The organism is Myroides sp. C15-4 (assembly GCF_050522745.1).
GTDB lineage: Bacteria > Bacteroidota > Bacteroidia > Flavobacteriales > Flavobacteriaceae > Flavobacterium.
Genome location: NZ_JBMVQX010000023.1, coordinates 21424 through 37872, shown reverse-complemented (window position 1 = coordinate 37872; position 16449 = coordinate 21424). Strand labels below are relative to the sequence as shown.

Genomic DNA, 16449 nt, shown 5'->3' with positions numbered 1-16449 from the left:
TGTTACCCAAACATATATTACTTGCGCGCATCGAGTTCCTCTTGCGGAATGACTAATTGAAAACGCTTATCCTGTGCGGGTAAAGAAAGGGCTGTTCGGTGATTGCCAGTGCGTGTTATACCTCTTAGTAAACGCTTAGCATCAAACCATTCTACCCCACATTCACCATAGAGTTCTTTTCTTCGTTCTAGCAAGATGGTTTCTAAAAGAGCTGTTCCAGTGTTTGTCGTTGCCGTTGCTTGTGCATCGCGATTCTGACGTAAGAGATCGAGTAGTTTTTTTGCCTGACCCTCATTGCCTAAGTGATAGTTCGCTTCTGCCTCAATCAAAATCAGTTCAGGATATCGGATGATAGGAATATCGGCTTCAAAGGTGAAGGTAAACTTTGAGGTGACGTATTCTTGCCAATCGCCTGTGGGTTTTTCATAGAAGTTGGAGAAGAGGTTGCGAATATCAGTAGTACTAAATTGTTTGACAAAATCATCGTTGATAAATGTACCGTGATAGGCTACGGCTACGTGATCCATCATCGCATGGGGATGGGAGCGATAATAAACGGTTTGATCTGCACTTTGTGGCAAGGCCCATAACCATTCTTTAGCGCTCATGGAATCAAAACCTAAGGCGTATTCTTCTGGGTGTAAAACGCTTTCGGGTTGACCACCATAGGCTAAGGATGCGTTTTTCTTGGCTAGTTCCCATTGCCCCATGTATTGATACACTTGAGCCAAGAAGGCCTGTGCAACAGCTTTATTGATATAGGATTTGTTACTTCTCTTGTCATCCAAGCGCTTGGTCGCTTCCTCCAAATCTGTTACGATGCGATTAAAAAACTCCTCCTTTGTTGTAAAGGGATTAGGGGGTGTAGAGGGTTCTGTGTAAATAGGAGGGAAGGTATTATTTTGATTTGCACTATAGGCCTCTCCGAATTCTATCGCCAGTTGAAAATAGTAATAGCCACGAAGTGCTAAGGCTTGTCCCAACAATTCATCCTTGTCTGTTGCGCTGATTTTTGTACTCGCTTCAACACCTTGAATCAAGTTGTTTACTTGATCGATGATTTTATAGGGCAAACGCCAAGAGAAGATAGAACGTGTACCTGTACTCAAGTACACCTGATAATCATAATCGTCGCCAAACCAAATCTGTTTTTGTATTAAATCGGCTCCTTTAACGCTGCGTGCAAATAAGATGCTGTGCAAACCCGACGCTTCATCATTGATTAAGGAGGTACGCTGTAGACGTAAGATCCCCGATAGAAAAGAATTTGCCCCTTCTTTACTTCCAAAAACGACGTCTGGAGAAATACTGTCTTTGGGTTGTGGGTCATCTAGGAAGTCAGAAGAGCAACTAGTAGTAAAGCTTAGAATAACTAAGAATAGGATGCTTTTTATGTATAATTTTTTCACGTGTTTACTTTTTTAGAAATTGATGTTTAAACCGACTGAGAGGGTAGCGGATAGTGGTACGCGATAATCGGTAACCCCATTGATTGCTTGTTCCGGATCGATTCCCTTGTGTGATTGGAAGGTTAGTAAATTCTCTCCTTGAATATACACGCGGGCTTGTTTTAATTTTAGCTTACCCAATTGCTCAATTGGAAGGGTATAACCAAGGGTTAATGCTTTTAGTCTCGCATAATTATTCTTGTATAAGAATCGCGTTGAGGTAGCGGCAAAATTATTCGAAGAATTCAGAATAATAGGCGTGTCTGTGATATCGCCAGGTTTTTGCCAACGGTCAGCGATATCGGGCGAACTTTGGTATCCTTTTGAAATACCGCCAAGTAAACTAGCATAATCATTATCATAAATGTACCCACCTAAACTAAAGGTAAAGAAAGCGCTAAAGTCGAAGTTCTTGTACGTCAAACTCGTATTGAATCCCCCTACTAATTTAGGCAAGGCGGAGTGATTGTAATAGCGAGTCGCTTCGTCATAGTCTTTGGTTGTTTCTCGTCCTGTGACCTGACCATTGGCATCAACAACATCCTTATACCACATTCCATAGCCGTCATTGGGATCGACGCCTGCCCATTCTCTAAGGTAAAAATCATATAATGAACGACCTTTTTCCCAGCGGTTTAATCCGCTGATAAAGCTATCTTGTGTTAGAGCGGTAACTTTGTTTTTATCAATAGAAAAATTCAAAGAGGCATCCCACTTCCAATCTTGTTTGCGAATAATATGTGTGGTTAAGCTCACTTCTAATCCGTAATTTTCTACTGTACCTGCGTTAGATAATACTTCAAGGTTTCCTGTAGAGGACGCTTGAGGTATAGCAAAAAGCAAATCGATGGAGCGTTTTTTATAGTAGTCAATAGATCCTTCTAAGCGATTGTTAAACAAGCTGAAATCCAAACCTGCGTTAAAAGAAGCTGTTTTTTCCCAAGTAAGCAAAGGATCTGTTACATCACCTAAGAGTACACCTGGATTATCTAATTGATTATATCCTGTTTCAAATAAACGCAAATAGGGGAAATATTTGTCTTTCAGGTTGTTATTTCCAAGTTCTCCATAGGAAATCCTCAATTTGAGTAAATCAATATAAGGACTGTCAGCTAAGAAAGACTCTGAGGATGCAATCCAAGACCCTCCTATGGCGTAGAAGTTTCCTGCGCGTACAGATTTGTCAAAACGCGTGCTTGAATCTCGTCTAAATGAGCCCTCTATAAAGTATTTGTTGTTGTAGTCGTAGCTCAGTCGACCTAAGTAGCTCGTTAATCGATCTTCTACTGTATAACCATTGATGTTTTCTAGTGAAGTACCTCCACCAATTTCGGAGTTTCCTGGTAAGTATCCCGTAGCAGATGCATTGAATAAATCCTTTTTAAATTGATAAGCTTCTATAATTCCATCTGCGGCCAAGTGATGATTGCCAAACGTTTTATCATAGTGTAACGTATTGATGAAGTTCAGCGTTTCAGAAGTGTCTTTAATTTTGCGTACACGACCTTTTACACTTGAAGCTTGACCATATTGCGAATTGTTGTACTCTTTGACGTCGTAGTCGTATTTTTCGTAGGATAAATTCGTTTTAAAATAAAGACCTTCTGCTAGATCAATTTTTGCAAAACCATTCCAATTTAATGAACCTCTGCGGTTTACTGTTCGGTTGTTGTAGAGAATACCCACTGCGTTTTCTCCACTCATGATGGGGCGAATGCTATTGCTATCTTTACTAGAGGCATTACCATAGTCATAGATGCTATTTCCCTGTGCATCATAGGCGATTTGTCCTGCAGCATCTCTTTTGTAAACTGGATATACACTAGGCATGGCGTAGATCCAGTTCATTGGACTGTATAAATTGGTACCACTCTGTGTTGGAAAGTTTTGGTTGGAAGCGGAATAAGCGGTATTAGCGCCCAATTGTAACCAATCGGTTAGTTGGCTTTCTAGATTTAGACGCACAGTTGTACGCTCAAAATTCGCCGTTTTAATCATGCCATCTTGGTTGAGGTAATTCGCCGCCAAGAAATACGTTGTGCGATCACTTCCTCCTGTTATATTAAAATTATATTCCTTTCGAAAGGCTTGGTTGCGTTGTAATTCTTTTTTCCAGTCCGTTTCCCATAACAAAGGATCTTTTACTGTCCAGTTTCCATCGTAATCAACGGGTTGATTGGTGCCAAAGGGATTGTATCCAAAGTAGCTCACCAAACCATCCGAAGCATTTTTACGTGCGGTGAGTTCATCTTGTCCTATCACGTACTGATAGTTGTTTTTTCTACCTTCCCATAAATAGCTGGTGTAGTCTTGCGTATTGAGGACTTTGTGGGTTTTTACTGCATCAAAAGCAACACCAGTACTCAGGTTGATATTGACTTCGGGTTCTGCATTTCGCTTGCCCATTTTGGTTTTGATTAAGATCACGCCATTGGCACCACGAGAACCGTATAGCGCGGTAGAGGAAGCATCTTTTAAAACGTTGATTGTTTCAATTTGATCTGCACTGATCGCATTGATATTTCCCATATAGGGAGCACCATCCAAAATAATTAAGGGGTCTGCTGAAGCGTTGATTGAACCGATTCCGCGAACGCGTATAGTCGGATTTTCACCTGGTTGAGAGTTGGAATTGACGATGTTAACGCCCGATACCGTTCCTTGCAATGCCGTAACAACTGAAGTAGCGACTTGTTTTTCCAAAACATCGCTTTTGACTTGACTAATTGCACCTACAATCGCCTTTTGTTTTTGAGCGCCATAAGCGACAATTACAATATCATCTAAGCTTACAACATCTTCCTGTAGGGTAATGTCAATAAGGCGCTTTGTACCTACTGAAATGGCTTGAGACTTGAATCCTACATATTCATATTGTAGGGTTTCGTCTGGGGCAACTTCAATGGTGTAGTTACCATTAAAATCTGTTTGAACCCCTTTAGTGGTGTTTTTGATTGTCACCAATACACCAGGTAGTGTCTCACCATTGTGTTCTCTCACTGTTCCTCTTACTTTTACCTGCTGCGCCAATGCAATATTACATAGCAAGAGCAAGCTACCTAGAAGTAGCCGAAGTTTAATACTTTTCATTTAGACTAAAAAATTTATTATTTTTAGCAGCACACACATGCATATCGTTTTTTTGCTGCTTAGAAAAACGATATAAAAAAAAGGAGGCCCTACGAAAGCCTCCTTTTTCTGTTTTTTAAAACAAAAAATGAATAGAGCTTTCCTTTTATGGAACATACATTGTCGCCATCATTGACATAGCGAGATCAGTCGATAGAATCGACATTGTGTATGGAACTACAAAAGGACTTATTAATTTTTGCATATCATTCGTTGTTTTTGTGATTGGAAATCAACAGGGCAAAAGTAAGAATTAGATTTTTTATCCACAATTATTCTGTAAATAAGGATAAAATATCTATTTATTTTTGTTTTTGCAGAAAAAAAATAAAAATAATAGAAGCGAGAATGGATTGAAATAGAAAATTTAACTGAGAGAGGAGTTGATTAGTTTACGGTTCGGTTTACAATCAGTTGTAAACAAAAAAAAGTCCCAAGTGTTCACTTAGGACTTTTGTACTCGAGGCGGGACTTGAACCCGCACGAACATTACTGTTCACTGGATTTTAAGTCCAGCGTGTCTACCACTTCCACCACTCGAGCCTCTGCTCATCAGTTGTTGAACTGTTTTGCGTGTGCAAATATAGAATAAAAATAAGGGTTGACAAGAAAAAAAACGAAAAAATAGATGTTTTTTTCAAATTCCCTATTTAATTATTGATTGTCAGTATGTTGAAAAACTCTTTTTTTTGAATCCGCATTAGTCTTCGGGAAAATCTCCAAAAATATCGAGTGATAAGTCGAGTGTTTCTGCGGAAACAAAATTTGTTACGACTTCTTCAATTCCATTTTCGAAGCGCAATTCTGTATTGAAACGACGACTTGTGCCGTAGGTATTGCCTTCAATAACGATTTTAAAATAAAATTTACCACTAGGTGTTTTGAATCGTATACTTTCAACAGAAGCGAAATGTTCTTTTAAAAAATCAATTGTTTTATAGACATCGTCTTTTGTTGTGTGTTCTTGGCTTGTAAGTAGAGTTCGCCCTCTACGATGTTCAAAAGTGAACTTATACGTTTCATTTTCTTTCTGGCTAATAACGATTGCGCTCATAGTAAAAATGTAATAAATTCAAAGCTTATATCGGTTAGATCTCTTGGTGGTCGAATTGTTTTCTTCACTATAGAGCAAAAAAAAATCCTAAGCGTTAACTTAGGACTTTTGTACTCGAGGCGGGACTTGAACCCGCACGAACATTACTGTTCACTGGATTTTAAGTCCAGCGTGTCTACCACTTCCACCACTCGAGCGTAAATAAATTTACTTGAGCGAAAAACGGGGTTCGAACCCGCGACCTCAACCTTGGCAAGGTTGCGCTCTACCAACTGAGCTATTTTCGCGAATGTTTGTAAGATCGTGCATTACTTCCGTATTGCGAGTGCAAATATAGAATAGAAAATATTGTTTTGCAAGCTTTTTTAAATATAAAAGTAGAGGTTCTTTGTTTTGGGTTGATAATGAAAGCTTTGGGTCTTTATTTTTTATGAGGTCACATTAAAAAATGAAAGGGTAGTGTATTCTTATACTTCAATACGAGAAGGTATGTCCAAAAATTAATGCGCATAACCTTTGCTTTCTTACAGCTGTAATTTATAGTGAAAATAAGTTAAAAAAATTAACAGTTTATTGGTGGTGAGGTGAGTTTAAAATACTAAATTGGTATGTCTTTTGTTTTTTTATAATTTAATTTTTCATTGTATGAGTTAAAATTGTAATCAAAGTGTTTTTTTAAATTGGATTTTATAAGCGTTTGAACTAAATAAGAAAATATGAATATCACTACTAACCTTGTTGCTTTGTGCAAAAAAAAGCAAAGAAAAACCGGAGGACTTCGCTTGTTTCTCTTGTTTATTACTTGTCTTTTGGGACAAGTCTCTTTTGCCCAGTTTCCCGCGCCTTATTGTGATGTGGATGGCTTAGCTGTAGAAGAAATAACCAAAGTCCAATTTGCAGGTTTAACCATTGTCAATCTCAATGATGAGGATCTATTAGTTAATCGCATTGCCGATGTTGCTTATGTAGCTCCTGGTCAATCCTACACCCTTGAAGTAGAAGGGAATACGTTTGATGAGGTAAATGAGTTGGTCGCCTTTATTGATTGGAATCAAAATGGCGTATTAGATGATGAGGGGGAGGTATATAACCTTGGGGAACTTATTGAATCTGATGGAGTGGATGGTCAACATGTTTCACTCAGTATTTCAATTCCAACTACAGCTTTGCTTGGACAAACACGCATTAGAATTACGAAAACGTGGACGTGGCCAGAATATGGTGCCTTGCTAGTTGCAGATCCGTGTTTTATTAGCTTGTATGATCCTGATTGGGAGGAAGTTGATGACTCATATGGTCAAGCCCTTGACTTTACTCTCGATATTGGTGACGGTATAGCTCCTCCCGAAGGTGGAGAAGGATGTGAAATTGGTATTACCCTGACCTTCCCTGAATATGGCGATGTTACAACGTGGAAGTTAGTAGATGCCGATGGAATTGTTGTGCTGCGCGGTGGCCCTTATGAAGAAGGAGAAGATTTTACAATCCAGGAAGATTATTATGGAACAAATCACCCCTATGCTTTGGAGATTGAGATTGATGATACGTTTTATGAATTTTGTGACAATGAAGTGCAATACACTATTACCGTAGGCGGTATAGAAGACCAATCGGGAACAGTAACAGCCTGTGAAGAAGTCGTTTCTGAAACAATAGAACTTGGTTCATGCCCTCCAGGATGTTTGAAACCAGGAGGATTAAATAAAACGAATATTACAGCCAATGGATTTACATTTACTTGGATGAGTGGTGGAAATGCGTTTGAAATAGAGTACGGGCCCCTAGGTTTTGTACAAGGTAGCGATGAGGGAACTATTGTTTCGTCTATTGCAACGACTTCCTACACGTTTGAAAACTTGAGTAACGATACAGTCTATCAGTTTTATGTACGTCGAATTTGTTCAGAGGAAGAAGAGGATCAAAGTGCTTGGGCAGGTCCATTGAATTTTGACGAAATTCTTACTACGCCATCGCCTTGGCATGAGGATTTTGAAACTGATGATAGCTATCCATTAGCATGGAAACCTTTAAATAATTCGCTGTGGAATTTTGATGAATATGATGCAGACCGTGGAAGGAGTATCATAACCGCGTTGTATGACTTTTCTTTCTTAGGCGGTTATTTGAAATCAGAAGTGGCTACGATTAATGTTGGACCAATTCGCCCTGGAGATAGGCTTTCTTTCGACTATTTATTGTTGGATAGCTTTGAAGATCCAGCCTATGAAGAATTAGGTAATGTTGAGGTTCACTTATCAACAGATTTTGGGGCTTCTTACTCGATAATCGAAACAATTAATGGTAATGAAGAAGAGGGGTGGCAAAACTTTTCTTTTGATCTTGAAGATTACGTTGGGCTCTATGTGAAAATAAAAATCATAGGGAATGTTGAGGATATATTTGAGCAGTTTTTTATTATATTAGATGATTTTGATATCTCAAATACTGATTCTTGTGAGGAAATTCTTGAGGCTGAAATAGAAGTGGAAGGAGGGGAACTACGACTAAACATTGAGTCTGAAGCAACAACATTTGTGCTAGAATATGGTCCTGCAGGATTTGAACTAGGGGAAGGAACGACCATAAATAATGTTGGGTCAACCTATGAATTTGTTGATTTAGAGTTAGATACAGACTATGAGGTATATGTGCATGCATTACCTTGTGGAGATTGGTATGGTCCTGTAGCTTTTTCTACTTCACCATTAGCTGAGCAAGTGATCACGGCAGAGGATATAACCAAAGTTTATGGAGATGAACCCTTCATTCATGGAACATCAGATAGCGGTTTAGCATTGACTTATGTAGTAACAGATGAAACGATTGCAAAATTTCAAAATGGAAAACTCACTATTAAACAAGTGGGGTCAACCACAGTAACTGCTAGTCAAGGGGGGAATCAATCCTTTTTACCTGCAGAAGATGTAACATTTACGCTAACCATCACAAAAGCAATGTTGACGGTAGCTGCGGATAGTGGATTTAGCAAGCAATTCGGTCAAGAAGATCCTGTGTTTACTTACGATGTTACAGGGCTTCAATATACAGATACGAGAAGCGTTGTGACAGGTTTGTTAAGTAGAGTTGCAGGTGAAGAGCTAGGGGTTTATGCTATAACAAAAGGAACGTTAATCGCAGAGCCAAACTATGAGATTACTTTCGAAAGCGCGGACTTTACTATTCAGGCCAAAGAGTTAATCGTCAAAGCCAATGCAATACAAAAAGAATATGGAGAAACAGATCCAACCTTGACGTATCAAGTGATTGGGCTGGAGGATCAGGAGGTAGCAACCGATATTATAACGGGAACATTGACTAGAGTTGCTGGTGAAAATGTGGGACGTTATGCTATTAATAAAGGAACTGTAAGCGTTATAGACCCCCGTTATAGCATGATATACGAAGGAGATCAATTTGCGATTACTCCAGCAGTTTTACATCTATATGCGGTAGGGGGCGTACAAAAAGTATATGGACAAGATGATCCTGTGTTTGAATTTACAGTAACAGGGTTTAAATATAATGATACTCGTGAATCTGTAGTAAGTGGACGCTTAGGTAGGGCAGTAGGTGAAAATGTTGGAGAGTATCTCTATATGCCAGGGACTTTGACCACAACACATCAAAACTATAGTTTTGCGATGGCTAATCAAGAAAGATTTAAGATTGTAGCTGCCCCTTTAGGTGTTGTAGTGAATGAAAATCAAAGCAAATTGTATGGACAAACAGATCCTGTATTGACGTACAGCTTAAACGGATTGCGCCCAGGAGATTTTCAAGTCAATGCAATGATGGGGAGCCTTGAACGTGAAGCAGGAGAAGACCTCGGAATATATGCCATTCATCAGGGGAGTTTAGTGACACGTCCAAACTATTATATAGCCTCATTTGTAGGTGCGAATTTCGAAATTAAACAAGGACAAATTACGGGCATAACCTTACCTTCTCAAAGCTATGTTTATGACGGCGAGCCAAAATCTTTAGCTGTAGTTGGATTGACAAACCCAGAAGCCGTTGTCACGTATACTAACAACAATCAAATGAATGTTGGGGTGTATCAAGTCACTGCAACAGTTGATTATGGTACAGAATTTCAGCCTTTGACTTTAGAGGGAAGGTTAACAATTACAAAAGCAGATCAAGCAATTGTTTTTGCTAATGTATCAACAGTAGTGCTAGAGGATACTCCAACACTTCAATTAGATGCTGAGAGTACTGCTGGATTACCTGTTTCTTATCGTATTGACAATGGAACAGAACTTGATGTTGCTACTGTTGATGAACGTGGACTAATGCGTTTCTTGAAACCAGGATTTGTAACTGTAACGGCTTACCAAGAGGGGAATGCAAATTATAATGCTGCCATAGCAGTTGATAGAACTATTGAAGTAACAAGCCGAGCAGTCGGTATTGAAAACTTAATTGTAGATGGTATTTCTTACGGGAAACCAGCACAAGATGTCTTTGTTGAAATTGGATGTGATACGCAACAAAATCAAGTGATTATTGAGGTTGAAGTTGACGAAGGAATGAGTGTTATCCCATCAAAATACATCGTAGTACCTGTAAAAGAATACGGTTCGTATAGTCAAGAGATTACCGTAACTTCTTCTCGTGGAACTGATCATGAAACCTATACGGTTCACCTTGTGAAACGTATAGGTACAGAACAGCTTGTCTATCAGAAATACAATAATCTACTTTTGGTAAATAATGATAAAAATAGCAATGGAGGATATGTGTTTACGGCTTATGAATGGTTTAAAAACGGAGTGTCTGTAGGGAAGAAACAAGCGTATTCTGCAGGTGGAAGCTCAACTGATGTATTGGAGGCAGGCGCAACGTATCACGTAGTATTAACCTTGCATACAGGAGATAAGATTGTAAGTTGCCCGATTTACATCGACAATAAAGCAGAAGCAAATTGGAGTGTATATCCAAACCCAGTACAAAAAAGTCAACAATTGTTTGTTCGCTTAGATGACAATCAACAACAAGCGGTTAGTTATATAGTATACGATCTAAAAGGGCAAGTCATTCAAACGGGTGAATTTGTTGAAGGATCAAGGGAGAAAGGAATTGAAATTCCTGCAACAGTGGCGGCAGGATCCTATTTCATCGTCCTCAAAGGAAATGAAATGCAAAAAAGCATTCAGTTTATTGTGAAAGAATAAAATAACATGGGAATAAAAGAAAAAAGGCTATCTCAAAGAGATAGCCTTTTTTTTGTACTCGAGGCGGGACTTGAACCCGCACGAACATTACTGTTCACTGGATTTTAAGTCCAGCGTGTCTACCACTTCCACCACTCGAGCTGATAAATACTCTCGAGCGAAAAACGGGGCTCGAACCCGCGACCTCAACCTTGGCAAGGTTGCGCTCTACCAACTGAGCTATTTTCGCAAGCGTTGTATGATCGTGCATTATTTCTGTAATGCGAGTGCAAATCTAAGATAATTTTTTACTTGTACAACTACGCCAACCTATTATTTTTGATCTTTTTTTTCAAGCATTTGGTAGTCAGTTAGTAATGTGTGATTTTTTTTATAAAAAAAATACCTGTTCCTATTGGAACAGGCATTTTATCTTATTTTTGAGCTTTAATCGATGATTAGGGCATCATTTTTTTCAATTCATGTAGCTTCATCAAAGCTTCCACCGGTGTTAAAGTATTAATGTCAAGTGCTGTTAATTCATCTTTAATACTGCTTAATAACGGATCATCAATCGTAAAAATACTCAATTGCAAGTCTTGTTCTACAGGTTGTAATCCCGTTTTATCCTCCGTATTATGATGTGTTTTTTCCAATTGCTTCAACATCTTTTGAGCGCGATTAATAACAAGTTGCGGCATTCCTGCCATTTTAGCCACGTGTATTCCAAAACTATGCGCACTTCCACCTGGAATTAATTTTCGAATAAAAAGTACATTGTCTTTCAGCTCTTTAACGGATACATTGTAGTTTTTGATTCCGTCAAAATATTCCTGCATATCATTCAGTTCATGATAGTGTGTGGCAAAAAGTGTTTTAGGCTTAGATGGGTGTTGATGTAAAAATTCGGCAATCGCCCAAGCGATAGAAATTCCGTCATACGTACTTGTTCCACGTCCAATTTCATCGAGTAAAACCAAACTGCGATCTGAAATATTATTCAAAATAGAAGCCGTTTCATTCATTTCTACCATGAAGGTGGATTCCCCCATTGAAATATTGTCAGAAGCACCTACACGCGTAAATATTTTATCGACAACGCCCATTCGAACAGCGGCGGCAGGGACAAAACATCCCATTTGTGCTAGTAACACAATCAAGGCCGTCTGTCGTAGTATGGCCGATTTTCCAGACATATTTGGCCCTGTAATCATAATGATTTGTTGATTTGTATTGTTGAGAAATACATCATTGGTAATATAGGGCTTGTCAAAAGGCAATTGCTTTTCAATCACAGGGTGACGACCTTCTTTTATTTCTAAATCATAGCTGTCATCTAAAACAGGACGGACATAGTTGTTTTCTAAGGCCAGTTGAGCAAAAGAAGACAAGCAGTCTAATTGGGCAATGAGTTGTGCATTTAATTGTACTGGCTGAATATATTGGGCGCACCAATGAACAAATTCGTCATAAAGTCTACTTTCGATCTGGCTAATCTTTTCCTCTGCGCCTAATATTTTGTTTTCATAGGCTTTTAATTCTTCCGTAATATAGCGTTCCGCATTGACCAAGGTCTGCTTGCGAATCCAATTTTCAGGCACTTTATCTTTGTGTGTATTGCGCACTTCAATGTAGTATCCAAAGACATTGTTAAATGCAATTTTAAGCGAGGGAATTCCCGTATTTTGGCTTTCTCTTTGCTCCATTTCATCGAGGTATCCTTTTCCTGTAGATGAAATATTGCGCAATTCATCCAATTCTTCATTTACTCCAAAGGCAATTGCATTGCCTTTGCTTATTGCCACAGGAGCCTCGGAATGAATGGTGTGTACAATACGCTCGCGCAACAATCCACAATCGTGTAATTGATCACCAATCGTTTTTAACGATTCGTTTTTGCTTTTTAGGGCTTGCTCTTTAATGGGGATAATAGCATCCAAGGAATCTTTTAAATACAAAAGTTCACGAGGAGCTATTTTGCCTGTTGCAATTTTAGAAGTCAAGCGTTCTAAATCGGATATTTTTTTTATTTGCCCTTGAAAATGAGCGAGCGTTTCTTGTTTTTGCGTTAGTAGCTCTACAATTTCATGACGTTCAATAATGTTTTTCTTCCTTTTTAATGGCAGAGCCAACCAGCGTTTGAGTAGTCGCCCCCCCATGGGAGAAAGTGTTTTGTCAATTACGTCAAGTAGCGTAATCGCATTGAAATTACTGCTTTGATATAGTTCTAAATTGCGAATGGTAAAACGATCCATCCAAACATAAGCATCTTCTGCAATGCGTTGTATGTTTGAAATGTGTTTAATACGCGTGTGCTGTGTTTCAGAAAGGTAATGCAATACGGCCCCACAGGCGATGATCCCCTCTGTTAATTCTTCAATGCCAAAGCCCTTGAGGGAGTTGGTTTGAAACTGTTTGGTTAAGGACTCAAATGCGAAGTCTTCTTTGAAAACCCAATCATCTAAAAAGAATAGGTTGTAGGCCGAGCCAAAATATTGCTGAAAGGTGAGTTTGTTGTTTTTTTGTACTAGTATTTCACTCGGGTTGAAGTTTTGCAACAGCTTGTCAATGTATTCTTCATCTCCTTGTGCGGTGAAAAACTCCCCCGTAGATACATCTAAAAAAGCAATACCCAGTGTTTTTTTAGTAAAGTGAATAGCAGCTAAGAAGTTGTTGGATTTGGATTGTAATACTTCGTCATTTAACGCTACGCCAGGGGTAACCAATTCTGTCACTCCTCGTTTTACAATCGTTTTTGTCATCTTAGGATCTTCCAATTGGTCACAGATCGCTACGCGAAGTCCTGCTTTGACCAATTTGGGTAAATACACATTGACCGCATGATGCGGAAATCCTGCTAATGCTGTTTCACTAGAGGTGCCTGCTCCACGCTTGGTTAAAGTAATACCTAAAATTTGAGCAGCTCGAACGGCATCTTCTCCAAAAGTCTCATAAAAATCTCCTACGCGAAATAACAAACAAGCATCGGGATACTTGGCTTTTATCTCGTTATATTGTTTCATTAATGGAGTTTCTTTTGTCGCTTTTTCTTTAGCAGCCATATCTTTTCTTTTTTGGGAATAACACGAAGTTACAAATATACAGTAAGATTGGCGAGATAGCTAAAAGCAAAAGTTTTTTTACGACAACGGAATCTGATAGTAACGCTTGAGTTGACGCAAGGGGATAGAAGTGAAAATAACAATTAATAAGCCTATTAAACAGCCGATGGTCACTGCTACAAAGCGAAATAAAGGAGTCATTTCTGTTAGCCCCGTACTGGGTTGTACCAAAATAATGACCAGAGAAACTAGGGCTACACGGGCCATATTTAGAATCTTAAAAAAGTAACAAATCAAAATTGTCAAAATGATCCCAAAGAGAATCACATATAGGTTGGGGGTGTGAATCTCCAAACAAATAAGTCCTACTATAGATCCTACTAAATTTGATTTGAATCGCTCAATAGACAGTTTCTTTGAATTTTGCCCTTCAGGGGAGATTACTAGGATGATCGAAATAATGGTCCAAAGCGTTTCATGATCCTTGAAGTGGATGAAAAGATAGTAGCCTATGCAGAATCCAATCAGGCATCTAACAGTGTAAATTAGTACGGCAGAGGTTATTAGTCTTTTGATTAATTCGCGGATCATATTCAATTTTTAGCCTACAAAATTATTGAACTCCCCTAGGGTAGGCAAGTATTCTCTATCAAAGATTAGTTAAAAATAATGTTTTATTGATTGTAATTTAGATAAAAAAATAGTTTTTGTGCTGTTTTTGATTTTCATCCCTCAAATAATGGACTAGTATTGGTTTAATCAATATTTTTGCAGAAATATAGTAACTACCTATGCGAAAATTAGCCAATAGCGAATTAGAAAGAAAGAGTATTGACGAGTTTAAGTCATCCGATAAAACGCCTATTATCATTGTATTAGACGACGTTCGAAGTTTACATAATATTGGATCAGTATTTAGAACCTGCGATGCTTTTTTGATTGAAAAAGTGTTTTTATGTGGCATAACCGCTACACCGCCAAATAAAGAAATACACAAAACAGCACTAGGTGCAACAGAAACCGTTACTTGGGAGTATGCCAAAGATGTAGTGGAGGTAGTCAAGCAATTAAAAGAGGAGGGGATCTGCGTTCAAGCCATCGAACAGGTGGAGAATAGCGTTATGCTTACCGATTTTCAAGTAGTAGATCAAACCAAATATGCCTTAGTTTTCGGAAATGAAGTCAAAGGCGTTTCACAAGGTGTGGTGGATCTAAGTGATGGTGTGATTGAAATTCCCCAACTAGGTACCAAGCATTCGCTGAATATTTCTGTTAGTGCGGGAATCGTTATTTGGGAATTGTTTCAACAAATGCAGCAAAAGGAACAGCAGTAATAAAGGATAATAAGAAAATAGCAATAGCAAAAAAGCTCCAATATCTAGGTATTGGAGCTTTTTTATGACGTAAGCTTTTCAGCTATTCGATCTAGTATATGGATGTAATCTCCTTGATTAGCCACAAAGTCTAAATCTGAGATATCAATCAATAAGACTTTTTCAGAAGGGATAGTCTTCATAAAATTAAAGTAACCTTGGGTTACTTTATCTAGGTATTGACCAGAAATATCACTTTCATAGGAACGACCTCTTTTTTGGATGTTTTCCAACAAACGATCGGTGTTTTGGTATAAAAAAACGTATAAATCAGGTTTAGGCGTTTCTTTATACATAATATCAAAGACTTGTTGGTACAGGCGAAACTCATCTTCTTCCAAGGTGATTTGTGCGAAAATCAACGATTTGAAAATGTAGTAATCGGCAATAATAAATTCCTTGAATAAATCGAATTGGGCTAAATCATCTGATAGTTGAGAATAACGATCAGCCAAGAAAGACATTTCCAACGGAAAAGCATATCGACTAGCATCTTGATAGAATTTCGGCAAAAAAGGATTATCCGCAAAACCCTCAAAAATACTCTTTGCATTAAAATCTTCTGCAATGCGATGGGTAAGTGTTGTTTTTCCAGCTCCAATATTGCCTTCGATAGCCACAAAATTTAATTTTTTCAACGGGTGGTTGTGCAAGTTAGACACCAAGAGGTCCACCTGTTTAAAGGTTGTTATATCGGTGCATTCTTCCAGTAGTTGCTTGCAGGTCTTTTTGAAGATCGGATGAATCCAATCCAAGTGCAAATCACTTAGTGGTTGCAGTACAAAAAGGCGTTCTTGCATCAAAGGATGTGGAATCGTTAAGCTTGGAGTATCAATCACTTCATCGTTGAAAACAAGGAGATCAATATCAATTATTCGAGCAGCGTATCCCACTTGTTGTTTGCGGATTCGACCTAGTTTTTTTTCAATCGCTAAGGTTTTCTCTAGTACCTGTTGTGCATCCAAAAGGCTGTGAATAACCAAAGCACAATTAAAAAAAGGCTCACTTTCAAAACCCCAGGCAGGAAATTCATAAATAGGAGAAACAGTAATAACAGTTCCTACTTCATTGTGAATGAAGTCTATAGCTTTTATAAGGTTTGCTTTTTTGTCCCCTTGATTGGTGCCAAGAGATAAAACTAGCATGTTTTGCGTATTCATGTCACAAAAGTAAGTAAAAGAAATTTTAATTAATGCTAACTTTGTAGAGATATTAAATGAAAAAATACAC

The 16449-nt window shown here is 38.4% G+C and carries 8 protein-coding genes and 5 tRNA genes; 2 read left to right on the top strand and 11 right to left on the bottom strand.

Going from position 1 to position 16449, the window contains the following annotated elements; all coding sequences use genetic code 11:
- Window positions 1–17: 17 nt before the first annotated feature.
- The 6 genes from ACPDHL_RS10945 to ACPDHL_RS10920 form a co-directional block, all read right to left on the bottom strand.
- Complete coding sequence (locus tag ACPDHL_RS10945; protein WP_430532795.1) at window positions 18–1409, bottom strand: RagB/SusD family nutrient uptake outer membrane protein; 1392 nt, start codon at window positions 1407–1409, stop codon at window positions 18–20.
- Window positions 1410–1421: 12 nt separating this feature from the next.
- Entirely contained in the window at window positions 1422–4538 is a 3117-nt protein-coding gene (locus ACPDHL_RS10940) for a SusC/RagA family TonB-linked outer membrane protein (RefSeq protein ID WP_430532794.1), read from the bottom strand.
- 496 nt (window positions 4539–5034) lie between these two features.
- Window positions 5035–5120 (bottom strand) — tRNA-Leu (locus tag ACPDHL_RS10935).
- A gap of 157 nt (window positions 5121–5277) precedes the next feature.
- Window positions 5278–5631 (bottom strand): hypothetical protein, encoded by a 354-nt coding sequence (locus ACPDHL_RS10930; RefSeq protein WP_430532793.1) that lies wholly within the window; start codon window positions 5629–5631, stop codon window positions 5278–5280.
- A gap of 111 nt (window positions 5632–5742) precedes the next feature.
- A tRNA-Leu gene (locus tag ACPDHL_RS10925) sits at window positions 5743–5828 on the bottom strand.
- Between the two features lie 17 nt (window positions 5829–5845).
- A tRNA-Gly gene (locus ACPDHL_RS10920) sits at window positions 5846–5918 on the bottom strand.
- A 429-nt stretch (window positions 5919–6347) separates the two neighbouring features.
- On the opposite strand from ACPDHL_RS10920, the gene ACPDHL_RS10915 reads away from it, so the two are divergent.
- The gene (locus ACPDHL_RS10915; protein WP_430532792.1) at window positions 6348–10805 is read left to right on the top strand and encodes an MBG domain-containing protein; all 4458 of its coding nucleotides are present in this window, start codon (window positions 6348–6350) and stop codon (window positions 10803–10805) included.
- 55 nt (window positions 10806–10860) lie between these two features.
- Here ACPDHL_RS10915 and ACPDHL_RS10910 read toward each other — a convergent pair.
- The 4 genes from ACPDHL_RS10910 to ACPDHL_RS10895 form a co-directional block, all read right to left on the bottom strand.
- Window positions 10861–10946 (bottom strand) — tRNA-Leu (locus ACPDHL_RS10910).
- Window positions 10947–10961: 15 nt separating this feature from the next.
- Window positions 10962–11034, bottom strand: a tRNA-Gly gene (locus ACPDHL_RS10905).
- Window positions 11035–11242: 208 nt separating this feature from the next.
- Complete coding sequence (mutS, locus tag ACPDHL_RS10900; RefSeq protein ID WP_430532791.1) at window positions 11243–13846, bottom strand: DNA mismatch repair protein MutS; 2604 nt, start codon at window positions 13844–13846, stop codon at window positions 11243–11245.
- A 78-nt stretch (window positions 13847–13924) separates the two neighbouring features.
- Complete coding sequence (locus ACPDHL_RS10895) at window positions 13925–14437, bottom strand: FUSC family protein (RefSeq protein ID WP_430532790.1); 513 nt, start codon at window positions 14435–14437, stop codon at window positions 13925–13927.
- Between the two features lie 200 nt (window positions 14438–14637).
- Between ACPDHL_RS10895 and ACPDHL_RS10890 the strand changes: the two genes are divergently transcribed.
- The gene (locus ACPDHL_RS10890; RefSeq protein WP_430532789.1) at window positions 14638–15180 is read left to right on the top strand and encodes an RNA methyltransferase; all 543 of its coding nucleotides are present in this window, start codon (window positions 14638–14640) and stop codon (window positions 15178–15180) included.
- A gap of 62 nt (window positions 15181–15242) precedes the next feature.
- On the opposite strand, the gene folK is transcribed toward ACPDHL_RS10890, so the two are convergent.
- Complete coding sequence (gene folK, locus ACPDHL_RS10885) at window positions 15243–16379, bottom strand: 2-amino-4-hydroxy-6-hydroxymethyldihydropteridine diphosphokinase (protein ID WP_430532788.1); 1137 nt, start codon at window positions 16377–16379, stop codon at window positions 15243–15245.
- Window positions 16380–16449 lie beyond the last annotated feature (70 nt).

What these genes read in the sequence shown, in the direction of transcription:
- ACPDHL_RS10940 (WP_430532794.1), bottom strand. Translation starts at nt 4,538, where the DNA reads ATGAAAAGTATTAAACTTCGGCTACTTCTAGGTAGCTTGCTCTTGCTA.
- ACPDHL_RS10930 (WP_430532793.1), bottom strand. Translation starts at nt 5,631, where the DNA reads ATGAGCGCAATCGTTATTAGCCAGAAAGAAAATGAAACGTATAAGTTC.
- ACPDHL_RS10915 (WP_430532792.1), top strand. Translation starts at nt 6,348, where the DNA reads ATGAATATCACTACTAACCTTGTTGCTTTGTGCAAAAAAAAGCAAAGA.
- mutS (WP_430532791.1), bottom strand. Translation starts at nt 13,846, where the DNA reads ATGGCTGCTAAAGAAAAAGCGACAAAAGAAACTCCATTAATGAAACAA.
- ACPDHL_RS10895 (WP_430532790.1), bottom strand. Translation starts at nt 14,437, where the DNA reads ATGATCCGCGAATTAATCAAAAGACTAATAACCTCTGCCGTACTAATT.
- ACPDHL_RS10890 (WP_430532789.1), top strand. Translation starts at nt 14,638, where the DNA reads ATGCGAAAATTAGCCAATAGCGAATTAGAAAGAAAGAGTATTGACGAG.
- folK (WP_430532788.1), bottom strand. Translation starts at nt 16,379, where the DNA reads ATGAATACGCAAAACATGCTAGTTTTATCTCTTGGCACCAATCAAGGG.